Genomic DNA, 11,769 nt, shown 5'->3' on the forward strand with positions numbered 1-11,769 from the left:
GAGCCGCCAGGCGAGCGAAGTGGGCCGGGACTGTCGAAACTAGTCGTCGGGGGTGTCGTAGCTGGGGTCGACGGACTCGGGGGAGAGGCCGAGCAGGTCGGCGACCTCCTCGACGAGCAGCTCGCGGATCAGCTGGGAGAGCTCGGCCTCGTCGGCGGCGCGGGCCTCGACGGGACGGCGGTAGACGACGATGCGCACGGGCCGACCGCCGTCGCCGGGGAGGGTCTGGCCGAGCGGGACGGGCCCGTCGAACCGGGGCTCGACCTCCGGCACCTGCTCGACCGTGAACTCCACCCGGGCCAGTTCGCGGCCCCAGCGCGCACCGAGCCGCCGGACCTCGTCGTCCACGAGGTCGGCGAACCGTTCCGCCCGGGTACGTGAGACCGGCGCCTGCGGGGGCGTCAGAGGACCACGGAGGCCGCGACCGTGCCGGTCGCGGCGGCGTACGCCTGCCACACGGGATCGCACGCCCCAAGAGTACCTCCGCTCGCACGGCGGACCCCACGGAAGGCCCTGTCCGGAACAGTCCGTGCAGCGGGTCATTACGGAATGTAGTTGTTACCAAGGAAATCGCCCGGTAACGGCGACACGTGCGCCGGGGTGGTGGCGGAGCCGGGTGGGGGGAGGTACGGTCAGCCATCGTGAGCCCCGTCCGCACTTGCTCCCGCACCGCCTGCAAGGCGCCCGCAGTGTTCACGCTCACGTACGTCTACCGCGACTCCACCGCGGTCCTGGGGCCGCTCGCAACGTACGCCGAGCCGCACTGCTACGACCTGTGCGCCGAGCATTCCGAACGGCTCACCGCCCCCATGGGGTGGGAGCTGGTGCGGCTCCCCGTCGAGGAGGAGTCCGAGCCCAGCGCCGACGACCTGGAGGCGCTCGCCGACGCGGTCCGCGAGGCGGCCAAGCCCGCCCCCGGGTCCGGGCACGAGCCGGTCGGCCAGGGCACCGAGGTCGGCCGCCGCGGCCACCTGCGCGTGCTCCGCTCCGAACCCGCCGGAACGCAGCCCGGCCAGGAGTGATCGCGGGGCCCGTCCCCGGCCCCGATCCCCGGTCCGACGCCCCGGCGGGTCGCCCCCGCCCTTCCCGGTAGGCTCGTGAGCCTGCCGTTTTCCGCGCACGGTTCTTCGGACAGGAGCAGGAGTGGGCGACCTCGCCAAGATCTTCAAGGCGTACGACATCCGCGGCGTGGTGCCGGACGAGCTCGACCCCGCGACCGCCGAGGCGGCCGGCGCGGCGTTCGTCCGCGTCACCGGGGCGAGCGCGGTCGTCACCGCCCACGACATGCGGGAGTCGTCGGTTCCGCTGGCCGAGGCGTTCGCGCGCGGCGCCACGTCCCAGGGCGCGGACGTCATCGAGGCCGGGCTCGGCTCCACCGACATGCTCTACTACGCCAGCGGCAGCCTCGGCCTGCCCGGCGCCATGTTCACCGCCAGCCACAACCCGGCCAGGTACAACGGGCTGAAGCTGTGCCGCGCCGGCGCCCGGCCCGTCGGCCGCGACACCGGCCTCGGCGAGATCCGCGACATGATCGAGAAGGGCGTCCCCGCCTTCGACGGCGAGCCGGGCACGGTCACGCGGCGCGACATTCTCAAGGGCTACGCCGACCACCTCAAGACGCTGGTCGACCTGTCGTCCATCCGCCCGCTCAAGGTCGTCGTCGACGCGGGCAACGGCATGGGCGGCCACACCGTCCCGCCGGTGTTCGAGGGCCTGCCGATCGACCTGGTCCCGCTGTACTTCGAGCTGGACGGCACCTTCCCCAACCACGAGGCCAACCCGATCGAGCCGGAGAACCTGCGCGACCTGCAGGCCAAGGTCCGCGAGACGGGCGCCGACATCGGCCTCGCCTTCGACGGCGACGCCGACCGCTGCTTCGTGGTGGACGAGCGCGGCGAGATCGTCTCCCCGTCCGCGATCACGGCGCTGGTGGCGACCCGGGAGCTGGCCAAGCACCCGGGCTCCTCGATCGTGCACAACCTGATCACCTCCAGGGCCGTCCCGGAGATCATCGCCGAGCACGGCGGGACGCCCGTCCGGACGCGGGTCGGGCACTCGTTCATCAAGCAGACGATGGCCGAGACCGGCGCGGTGTTCGGCGGCGAGCACTCGGCGCACTTCTACTTCCGCGACTTCTGGTTCGCCGACTCCGGCATGCTGGCGGCGATGCACGTCCTCGCCGCCCTCGGGGAGCAGGACGGGCCGCTGTCGGAGCTGCTCGGCGAGTACACCCGCTACGCCGCGTCCGGTGAGATCAACAGCGAGGTCGACGACCAGGACGCGGCCGCCGCGAAGGTCAGGGACGCCTTCGCCGGGCGGTCCGGCGTCGAGGTCGACGAGCTGGACGGGCTGACCGTGCGCGACGGCGCCGCCGGATGGTGGTTCAACCTGCGGCCGTCCAACACCGAACCGCTGCTGCGCCTGAACGCCGAGGCAGGCGACGAGGACACCATGGCGGCGATCCGCGACGAGGTCCTGGCCCTGGTCAGGGAGAAGTGACCGGGCCGGCGAAAAGTGACTGCAAGGGAGATGTGACGCTGCCATGACGATGAAGCTGGACTCCTGGCTGCTGGAGATCCTGGCCTGCCCCAACTGCGGCGGCGACCTGCGCGCCGACGAGGAGGCCGACGAGCTCGTGTGCACCGGCTCCTGCGGCTACGCCTACCCGGTGCGCGACGACATCCCCGTCCTCCTCGTGGACGAGGCGCGGACCCCCGCCCCGTGAGCGTCTCCCTCGACCCCTCGCGGCTGGAGAGCGCGGAGGCGGCCGAGGCGGCCGATCCCGGCGGGATGCTCCGGCAGGTCGCCTCGTCGGCCGCGCAGGTGCGGGAGGCGCGGCGCGCCGCGGCGGAGGCCGGCGTCGCCGGGCTCGCCGACGACGGCCGCCCCCGCGCGATCGTGGTCGTGGGCACCGGCTCCTGCGCCGCCCCGGGCGACGTGCTCGCGGCGGTGTGCGGCACGGGCTGCGCCGTCCCGATCTCGACGGTGCGCGGCCACCGGCTGCCCGGCTGGGTGGGCGCGGCCGACCTGGTCGTCGCGGTCTCGGCCTCGGGAGCCGCCGAGGAGACCCTGGAGGTCGCCGCGGAGGCCGCCCGGCGCGGCTGCCGCCTGCTGGCCGTCGGCGGGGAGGACTCGCCGCTCTCGGACCTCGCCGGCAGGAGCCGCGGCGTCTTCGTGCCCGTCCGGTCCGCCGGGCGGCCGCGCTCCACCCTGTGGGGCCTGACGATCCCCCTGCTCCTCGCCGCGCGGGCGCTGCGGCTGGCGGACGTCCCCGACGCCGTGCTGGAGTCCGCGGCGGCGCTGCTGGAGGACGTCGCGCACCGGTGCCGTCCGTCCAGCGAACCGTTCGTCAACCCGGCCAAGCGGCTCGCGCTCGACCTGGCGGGCGACGTGCCGCTGGTGTGGGGCTCCACCGACCTGACGGTCGCGGCGGCGTACCGGATGTGCTCCCAGCTCAACGAGAACGCCAAGTACCCGGCGGTCTTCGGGGAGCTCCCGGAGGCCGGCCAGAACCAGGTCGCGGTGTTCGACGGCCTCTTCGCGCGGGCAGGCTCCCCGGCCGATCCCGACGACTTCTTCCGCGACCGGCTGGACGAGCCGGAGCACGGCCTGCACCTGGTCAGCCTGCGGGAGGCGGAGGAGCATCCGCGGGCGCGCGCGCGGGCCGAGGCGGCCGCCGCGCTGGCCCGCGACCGGGGCGTGGCGGTCACCGAGATGCGGGCGGAGGGCGACCATCCGCTGGAGAGGATCGCGTCGCTGATCGCGTTGGCCGACTATGTCGCGGTTTACTTGGCTATCGCGCTCGGCGTGGACCCCGCGTCCGAGCCTGCCGTACAAGAGCTCAGAGCGAGGATTGCGTAGATGAGTGCTGAGGGTGGAACGAAGGCCATCGTCGCCGCGTTGGCCGCCAACCTCGGGATCGCGGCGTCGAAGGCCGTCGCGTTCGCGTTCACGGGTTCGTCGTCGATGCTGGCCGAGTCCATCCACTCGGTGGCCGACTCCGGGAACCAGGGGCTGCTGCTGCTCGGCCGAAAGCGGTCCGAACGCGACCGCACCCCCCAGCATCCGTTCGGCTACGGGCGAGAACGCTACTTCTACGCGTTCGTCGTCGCGGTCGTCCTGTTCACCGTCGGAGCAGCGTTCTCGCTCTACGAGGGCTACCACAAGATCTCCCACCCGGAGGAGGTCAAGGCCCCGATCTGGGCGTTCGCGGTGCTGATCATCGCGATCATCCTGGAGACGTTCTCGTTCCGCACGGCGATCAAGGAGTCGAACCAGGTCCGCGGCGAGCAGTCCTGGTGGAAGTTCATCCGCCGCGCGAAGGCCCCCGAACTGCCGGTGGTGCTGCTGGAGGACCTCGCCGCCCTCGTCGGCCTGATCCTCGCCCTGCTCGGCGTCTCGATGGCGGTGGCCACCGGCGACGGCATCTGGGACGGCGTCGGCACCGTGGCGATCGGGCTGCTCCTCGGCGCGGTCGCGACGATCCTGGCGATCGAGACCAAGAGCCTGCTGATCGGCGAGGGCGTCGACCCGCAGACCGAACGGCGGATCATCGAGGCGCTGGAGTCGGTGGACGAGGTCGACCACCTCATCCACATCAGGACCGAGTACATGGGCCCCGACGAGCTGCTCATCGCCGCGAAGATCGCCGTCAACCACGACGACACGGCCGCCGACGTGGCGCGCGGGATCGACGCCGCGGAGGCGAGGGTCCGGGCGCAGATCCCGGAGGCGAAGCTCATCTACCTGGAGCCGGCGCTGGACGAGCCGTCCCGGGCGCACGCCCTGGAGGCGCAGCCGGAGACTCCCGCGTCGTCCTGACCGGGACGTTCCGCGCGGCCCGTTCCACGGGCCGCGCCCGACACGGGACCCCTCACCGGGCGGCCGCCGCAGGCGCCGGCCGAACCCCAGCCCAGGCGAGACCGGCGAGTGCCTCCGAGGAGGCGAGCCGCGGCCGTCCGGCGAGGTGCTTTCCCATGCCTCCCCGCCCGGACCCCTGAAACCGGGCGGTTCTGGTGTGACCGCGGCGGCCCCGCCGAACCCCCTACGTCGGCGATGGCCACCGTCGCGGTCACGTTTAAGACACTACGTTCGCGGCACTCGTCCGCACGTCCCCCTCAAGGAGGGAACGCGGGTGGTACTCCAGGCGGATCCCCGCGATCCGCATACACCCGCCAGGTGAGGCCATGGCCCGACTCAACGGTCAGTATGGGGGAGTGACCACCGATGACAAGGCCCGGACCGGACCCGGCCCCGCGGGGTTCGGCCCAGCCGTCGCGCACCACGCGTGGCGGCTGTCCGGCCGGATCGTGGCGGGGGTCGGGCAACTGCTGCTGTGGATCCTCACCGGCGTCGGCACCCTCCTGCGCCCGCTCGCGGTCAGGCTCGGCGCGCGGCTGAACGGCGGGGCGGGACGCGGTCCCGGGGCCCCGCCCGGGCAGACGGCGCCGCTGCCCCGCTGGATCAACACCTGGCGCGAGGTCGTCGAAGCCTGGTACTTCGCGCCGCTGACCGGGCTCGCCCTGACGATCGCGGCGCTGGCGGAGCTGGCGCCGCGGGTCGACTCCCCGATCAGCCTGGCGGGCGGGTTCGCGGTCGCGGCCACGTTCCCGCTCGTGTGGCGCCGCGAGAACCTGCGCGCCGTCGCGGCGGTCGTGCTCAGCGCCGTCGCCGCGAGCCTCCTCACCGGGCAGATCCTGCTCGTCACGACCAGCTTCGCGGCCCTCTACACGCTGTACGCGCTGGGACGGCGGCTGCCCCGCCAGTCGACCGGCGTCCTCGCGGTCGGCAGCGTCGCCGCCCTCGGGGTCGTCTACCTCGCGACCGGCACGCTCGACGACATCCCCTGGCCCGCGCCCATCGTCGCGGTCCTGGCCGCCATCGGCCTCGGGGACGCACGGCGCGTCGTGGAGTCCGCGGGCCGGACGGAGGCCGAGGCCGCCGAGCGCACCAACGAGACCCTCACCCGGCTCACCGCCGTCCAGCGGGAGCAGGCCGTCATGCGGGAGCGCGCCCGCATCGCGCGGGAACTGCACGACGTCGTCGCGCACTCCGTCTCCATGATCGCCGTGCAGGCGGAGACGGCCCCGTACACGATGGACGACCTGTCGCCCGAGGCCCGCGCCGGCTACACCGAGATCGCCAAGACGGCCCGGGACGCGCTGGTGGAGATGCGGCGGCTGCTCAGCGTGCTGCGCGCCGACGCCACGCCCGAACCGGAGGCCGCGAACTCCCCGCAGCCGCGCCTGGACCGGCTGCCCGACCTGATCGAGCAGCACCGCGGCGCCGGCGGCCACGTCGACCTCGCCGTGCACGGCGACCCGCGCGCCCTGTCCACGACGGTGGAGCTGTCGGCGTACCGGATCGTCCAGGAGGCGCTGACCAACGCGCGGCGGCACGCGCCCGGCTCCGGCGTCCGCGTCGACTTGACGTTCCTGCCCGACCGGCTCGCGGTCCGCGTCCAGGACAGCGGCGCCTCCGCGCCCACCCAGGTCCTGAACCCGCAGGACCCCGGCTCGCGTACAGGTGGACCGAACCCCGCCGGCCCGCCCCCGGCCGACCCCGGGCGCACCCGCCTGGAAGGGGCCGCCTCGGGTGGCGGACACGGCCTCGTGGGGATGCGGGAACGTGCGACCATGCTGGGCGGGCGGTTCTCCGCCGGTCCCGCCACCCAGGGCGGGTTCCTGGTGGAGGCCGAGCTTCCGGTGACGAGTGAGGGGAATTCCATCCGTGGACACGGTTCGCAGGCGCCGCCCGGCCGCCCCTGACCCTCGCGTCCCCCCGCCCCTCGGGCGGTCGCTGTGATCAACGTGCTGATCGTCGACGACCAGACGATCGTGCGGGCCGGGTTCGCCGCCCTGCTCGCCGCCCAGGACGACATCACCGTGATCGGCGAGGCCGGCGACGGCCGCGAGGCCGTCGCGCTCGCCGAGCACCGCCGTCCCGACGTCGTCGTGATGGACATCCGGATGCCCGGCATGGACGGCATCGAGGCCACCCGCCGCATCCTCGCGCTCCCCGGCTCGGAGAACGTCCGGGTCCTGGTGCTCACCACGTTCGACGTCGACGAGTACGTCTACGACGCGCTCGCCGTCGGCGCCAGCGGCTTCCTGCTGAAGGACGCGACGGCGGACGAGCTGGTCTCGGCGGTCCGGGTGGTGGCGCGCGGCGACTCCCTGCTGGCCCCGCAGGTCACGGGCCGGCTCATCCGCGAGTTCACCAAGCAGCGGCGCAGCCGCCCGCAGGCGCCGTCGGAGCTGTCGACGCTGACCGCCCGCGAGACCGAGGTGCTCGTCCTGATCGCGGGCGGCCTGTCCAACGGCGAGATCGCGCAGCGCCTCTTCGTCAGCGAGCACACGGTCAAGACGCACGTGGCGCGCGTCTTCACCAAACTCGGCCTCCGCGACCGCGCCCAGGCAGTCATGCTCGCCTACGAATCCGGCGTAGTAGTCCCAGGCGAAAGCGCGAGCTGACTCCCCATCCCAGCAGCCTCGGCCACCGCAGCAACCCCGCAACAACCCCAACGGTTGCGATCGCGTCCGAAGGCAGATTCGAGCGAAGCAAGAATCTGATCGCGCAGCGAGCCGCCAGGCGAGTCGGAGCGATGCCAGCGATCGCCCGCTTTCTCGACGATGGAGGTCCCTCAGGGCCCGAAGGAGGAGAGAAAAGCAATAAACACTCAGCGGCGGCGGAGGAGGCGTAGGGCTTTTTCCTTTTCGAAGTCCAGGGCTCGGGTGGGTGGGGCGGAGAGGCGGCCTATGCGTTCGCCCAGTTCGCGTACGTGGGCCTGGACCTGGGGTTCGGCCAGGACTCGCAGGCCGAAGGCCAGTTCGGCGGGGCCGATGTCGTAGCGCTTCTCCAGGGCCAGGGCCAGCGCCACCGCGCGCAGTTCGGCGTCCCCGAACCGGCGGTGGCCGCCGCCGCGCCTGCTGAGGGCGGCCTCGCGGGTGACGGGCAGCAGCCCGAGGGCCTCCCGGTAGCGGAGCATCCGGGGCGAGGTGCCGAGCCGCCGGGCGGCCTCCGTGATACGCATGGCGGTAATTCTGACAAATCAGTGTCAGAAAGTCCTCCCCGGCCGTGCCTTGGGGTACGCACCGCCCGTAGACTCGCCCCCGTTGACGCGGCCGTGCACTCGCCCGTCACGACCTCGCGTACCCGACGGCGCGCACATGACCAAGGGAGCAACGAAAGCATGGACTACAAGGTCGCCGACCTGTCGCTGGCCGACTTCGGGCGCCGGGAGATCCGGCTCGCCGAGCACGAGATGCCGGGCCTGATGGCGGTGCGCGAGGAGTACTCCGCCGCCAAGCCGCTGCGCGGCGCCAAGATCATGGGCTCGCTGCACATGACGATCCAGACGGCCGTGCTGATCGAGACGCTGGTCGATCTCGGCGCCGACGTCCGCTGGGTGTCCTGCAACATCTTCTCCACCCAGGACCACGCCGCCGCCGCGATCGTCGTCGGCAGGGACGGCACCGTCGACGACCCGAAGGGCGTCCCGGTGTTCGCGTGGAAGGGCGAGACGCTCGAAGAGTACTGGTGGTGCACCGACCAGGCCCTGCGGTGGCCGGACGGCACCGGCCCCAACATGATCCTGGACGACGGCGGCGACGCGACGCTCCTCGTCCACAAGGGCGCCGAGTACGAGAAGGCGGGCGCCGTGCCGACCGCCACCGAGGACGACCCCGAGGAGTGGGGCATCATCCTCGACACCCTGCGCCGCACGATCGCCGAGACCCCCGGCCGCTGGACCGAGGCCGCCGCCGCGATCAAGGGCGTCACCGAGGAGACCACCACCGGCGTCCACCGCCTCTACGAGATGGCGAAGGCCGGCACCCTCGCGTTCCCGGCGATCAACGTCAACGACTCGGTCACCAAGTCGAAGTTCGACAACAAGTACGGCTGCCGCCACTCCGTCATCGACGGCCTCAACCGCGCCACCGACGTGCTGATCGGCGGCAAGGTCGCCGTCGTCTGCGGCTACGGCGACGTGGGCAAGGGCTGCGCCGACGCGCTGCGCGGCCAGGGCGCCCGCGTCATCGTCACCGAGATCGACCCCATCTGCGCGCTGCAGGCCGCGATGGACGGCTTCCAGGTCACCACCCTGGAGGACGTCGTCGACCGCGCCGACATCTTCGTCACCACCACCGGCAACTTCAACATCATCACGGCCGAGCACATGGCCCGGATGAAGCACCAGGCGATCGTGTCCAACATCGGGCACTTCGACAACGAGATCGACATGGCCGGCCTCGCGAAGACCCCGGGCATCGAGAAGATCGAGATCAAGCCGCAGGTGCACGAGTGGCGCTTCCCCGACGGCCACTCCATCCTCGTCCTCGCCGAGGGCCGCCTGATGAACCTCGGCTGCGCCACCGGCCACCCGTCCTTCGTGATGTCCAACTCCTTCACGAACCAGGTCATCGCGCAGATCGAGCTGTTCACCAAGACCGACGAGTACCCGATCGGCGTCTACGTCCTGCCCAAGCACCTGGACGAGAAGGTCGCCCGCCTCCACCTCGACGCCCTCGGCGTCAAGCTCACCGAGCTCACCAAGGAGCAGGCGTCCTACATCGGCGTCCACGTCGAGGGCCCCTACAAGCCCGACCACTACCGTTATTAATTGCGTTTTTCTCCTCCTTCGGGCCTGGCGGCCCTCCATCGTCGATAAACGCGGGCGATCGCTGGCATCGCTCCGGCTCGCCTGGCGGCTCGCTTCGCGATCAGATTCTTGCTTCGCTTGAATCTGCCTTCGGACGCGATCGCGGCCCCTCAGGTGGTCGCGGGGTTGCTGTGGTGGCCGAGGTCGCCGTGGCACGGCTGGGCCGGGGAGTGGGAGTGTTCTGGGACTGCCGGACGGGGGGTTCTCCCGTCCGGCAGTTACTTCGTAAGGGTGTGGGGATGAGCGATATCGCGGATCGGTCGTTGGCGTATGAGGGCGTCAAGCGGATCGAGTGGGCCGATCGGAGCATGCCGGTGCTGCGGCAGATCCGGGAGCGGTTCGCTGCCGAGCGGCCGCTGGACGGGTTGAAGGTCGCGGCGTGCATGCACATCACGACCGAGACCGCCGGGCTCATCCGCACCCTTCAGGCGGGCGGTGCGAGCGTGGCGCTGGCGGCGTCCAACCCGCTGTCCACGCAGGACGACACCGCCGCGGCGCTCGTGGAGGAGTACGGGGCCGAGGTGTTCGCGCGCGCGGGCACCGACCGCGAGGGGTACTACGCGCACATCCACCAGGCCCTGGAGACCGGGCCCGACTTCGTCCTGGACGATGGGTGCGACCTGGTCAACACCCTGCACACCGACCGGACGGATCTGCTCGGCACCGTGAAGGCGGGGTGCGAGCAGACGACGACGGGCGTCATCCGGCTGCACCAGATGGCCCGCGAGGGCGCGCTGAAGTTCCCCGTGGTCGCGGTGAACGACACCGACACCAAGCACATGTTCGACAACCGGTACGGGACGGGCCAGTCGACGCTCGACGGGATCGTGCGCGCGACCAACACGCTGCTGGCCGGCAAGACCGTGGTGATCGCGGGGTTCGGTTACTGCGGGCGCGGCCTGGCCGAGCGGGCGCGGGGCCTCGGCGCCCGCGTCGTCGTCACCGAGATCGACCCGGTGAAGGCGCTGGACGCGACCATGCAGGGTTTCGCCGTCCTGCCCATGGCGGAGGCCGCCGTGCAAGGCGACGTCTTCATCACGGTCACCGGGAACCGCGACGTGGTGAACGCCGACCACCTCGCCGTGATGAAGGACGGGGCCATCCTCGCGAATTCCGGGCACTTCGACGTCGAGATCGACGTGCGGGCCCTCAGCGACATGGCCGTGGAGGTGCATCACGGGATCCGGCCGCAGACGGACGAGTACGTGCTGGCCGATGGGCGGCGCCTGGTGCTGCTCGCGGAGGGCCGTCTCGTCAATCTGGCCGCCGCGGAGGGGCATCCCGCGGCCGTGATGGACATGTCGTTCGCCGACCAGGCCCTTACGTGCGCGTGGCTGGCCGCATCCCACGCGTCGCTGTCTCCGGCCGTCCACGACGTGCCGAAGGAGATCGACACGGAGGTCGCGCGGCTCAAGCTGGCCTCGATGTCGGTCTCCATCGACCTGCTGACCCCGGACCAGGAGGACTACCTGCACTCCTGGCGCATCGGATCCTGAGCCGTGCCCGCCGGAACGTACCTGCACCTCGACGACGGGCTTGAGGAGCGCTTCCAGTGCGCACCGGGGCCCGGCGGGTGGCGGTACACCTCCACGCGCCCCGACGGCGTCCGCGTCGACCTCGTCGTGGACGCGCGCTGGCGCCAGATCCGCGTCGAGGTCGTCACGCCCGGCTGGTGGGTGCGCGGCGGCGTGACCGGCCAGGAACTGGCCTGGGTGCGCGCGGCCGGTGAGACGGGCACCGAGCACAGTGAGCGGGCGTCGGGCTTCCTTCACGACTCGCCGGGGTTCCTGGTCGCCGTCGCCCGTTCCCTGGAACTGGACGAGGGCGCGCAGAGCGATGTCCGTCTCGTCCGGTTGAGCGGGACGTCGCTGTCGGCGCTGACGGCCCTGTGGCGCTGGCGGCTGGCGGGGACGTCCGTCCACGAGACGGACACCGGGCCGCTGACGGTGACGGAGTACGAGGTGACCGACCTGTCCACGGGCGAGGTCGAGTCGGTGCACCTGGCGGGGGACGTCGTGCTGGCCGCGCCCGGCATCGAGCTCACCGCCCTGGAATCCCCGCCGAACCTGCCCTGACCTGGCGTGCGGTATCTTCTCGTACTCGTCCGA

General features: G+C 72.0%; 12 protein-coding genes. 10 read left to right on the forward strand and 2 right to left on the reverse strand.

The window, feature by feature from the left end; translation table 11 throughout:
- Positions 1–39: 39 nt before the first annotated feature.
- Positions 40–468: a metallopeptidase family protein gene (locus AB0C84_RS17215; RefSeq protein ID WP_361066819.1), complete on the reverse strand. Its 429-nt coding sequence runs from the start codon at positions 466–468 to the stop codon at positions 40–42.
- Positions 469–641: 173 nt separating this feature from the next.
- Here AB0C84_RS17215 and AB0C84_RS17220 point away from each other — a divergent pair, with 173 nt between their 5' ends.
- From AB0C84_RS17220 to AB0C84_RS17250, 7 genes are all read left to right on the forward strand, one after another.
- Positions 642–1,022, forward strand: coding sequence for a DUF3499 domain-containing protein (locus AB0C84_RS17220; RefSeq protein WP_179846169.1), 381 nt, complete (start codon positions 642–644; stop codon positions 1,020–1,022).
- Positions 1,023–1,143: 121 nt separating this feature from the next.
- Positions 1,144–2,499: a phosphomannomutase/phosphoglucomutase gene (locus tag AB0C84_RS17225; protein WP_361066822.1), complete on the forward strand. Its 1,356-nt coding sequence runs from the start codon at positions 1,144–1,146 to the stop codon at positions 2,497–2,499.
- 43 nt (positions 2,500–2,542) lie between these two features.
- Positions 2,543–2,725 carry a Trm112 family protein gene (locus AB0C84_RS17230; protein ID WP_089315918.1) on the forward strand — a complete coding sequence of 61 codons (183 nt, stop codon included), beginning with the start codon at positions 2,543–2,545 and terminating at the stop codon, positions 2,723–2,725.
- Positions 2,722–3,861, forward strand: a complete 1,140-nt coding sequence (locus tag AB0C84_RS17235; RefSeq protein ID WP_361066825.1) for an SIS domain-containing protein — start codon at positions 2,722–2,724, stop codon at positions 3,859–3,861. The genes AB0C84_RS17230 and AB0C84_RS17235 overlap by 4 nt, the downstream gene beginning before the upstream one ends.
- The gene (locus AB0C84_RS17240) at positions 3,862–4,821 is read left to right on the forward strand and encodes a cation diffusion facilitator family transporter (RefSeq protein ID WP_179846172.1); all 960 of its coding nucleotides are present in this window, start codon (positions 3,862–3,864) and stop codon (positions 4,819–4,821) included.
- 395 nt (positions 4,822–5,216) lie between these two features.
- A complete protein-coding gene (locus AB0C84_RS17245; protein ID WP_361066829.1) occupies positions 5,217–6,767 on the forward strand; it encodes a histidine kinase in 1,551 nt (516 codons plus the stop codon).
- 33 nt (positions 6,768–6,800) lie between these two features.
- The gene (locus AB0C84_RS17250) at positions 6,801–7,472 is read left to right on the forward strand and encodes a response regulator transcription factor (protein WP_339155378.1); all 672 of its coding nucleotides are present in this window, start codon (positions 6,801–6,803) and stop codon (positions 7,470–7,472) included.
- 206 nt (positions 7,473–7,678) lie between these two features.
- Here AB0C84_RS17250 and AB0C84_RS17255 read toward each other — a convergent pair whose 3' ends face one another.
- Positions 7,679–8,032, reverse strand: coding sequence for a MerR family transcriptional regulator (locus AB0C84_RS17255; RefSeq protein WP_361066832.1), 354 nt, complete (start codon positions 8,030–8,032; stop codon positions 7,679–7,681).
- A gap of 159 nt (positions 8,033–8,191) precedes the next feature.
- Between AB0C84_RS17255 and ahcY (AB0C84_RS17260) the strand changes: the two genes are divergently transcribed.
- The 3 genes from ahcY (AB0C84_RS17260) (at position 8,192) to AB0C84_RS17270 (ending at position 11,736) form a co-directional block, all read left to right on the forward strand.
- Entirely contained in the window at positions 8,192–9,622 is a 1,431-nt protein-coding gene (gene ahcY, locus AB0C84_RS17260) for an adenosylhomocysteinase (protein WP_361066835.1), read from the forward strand.
- A gap of 278 nt (positions 9,623–9,900) precedes the next feature.
- Positions 9,901–11,157 carry an adenosylhomocysteinase gene (gene ahcY / locus AB0C84_RS17265; protein WP_361066838.1) on the forward strand — a complete coding sequence of 419 codons (1,257 nt, stop codon included), beginning with the start codon at positions 9,901–9,903 and terminating at the stop codon, positions 11,155–11,157.
- Between the two features lie 3 nt (positions 11,158–11,160).
- A complete protein-coding gene (locus AB0C84_RS17270; protein ID WP_361066841.1) occupies positions 11,161–11,736 on the forward strand; it encodes a hypothetical protein in 576 nt (191 codons plus the stop codon).
- Positions 11,737–11,769: the final 33 nt, after the last annotated feature.

This window comes from Actinomadura sp. NPDC048955 (assembly GCF_040649435.1).
Classification (GTDB): Bacteria; Actinomycetota; Actinomycetes; order Streptosporangiales; family Streptosporangiaceae; genus Spirillospora; species Spirillospora luteofluorescens.

Coding starts and splice junctions, on each gene's coding strand:
- ahcY (WP_361066838.1), top strand. CDS start 9,901: ATGAGCGATATCGCGGATCGGTCGTTGGCGTATGAGGGCGTCAAGCGG.
- AB0C84_RS17230 (WP_089315918.1), top strand. CDS start 2,543: ATGACGATGAAGCTGGACTCCTGGCTGCTGGAGATCCTGGCCTGCCCC.
- AB0C84_RS17255 (WP_361066832.1), bottom strand. CDS start 8,032: ATGCGTATCACGGAGGCCGCCCGGCGGCTCGGCACCTCGCCCCGGATG.
- ahcY (WP_361066835.1), top strand. CDS start 8,192: ATGGACTACAAGGTCGCCGACCTGTCGCTGGCCGACTTCGGGCGCCGG.
- AB0C84_RS17240 (WP_179846172.1), top strand. CDS start 3,862: ATGAGTGCTGAGGGTGGAACGAAGGCCATCGTCGCCGCGTTGGCCGCC.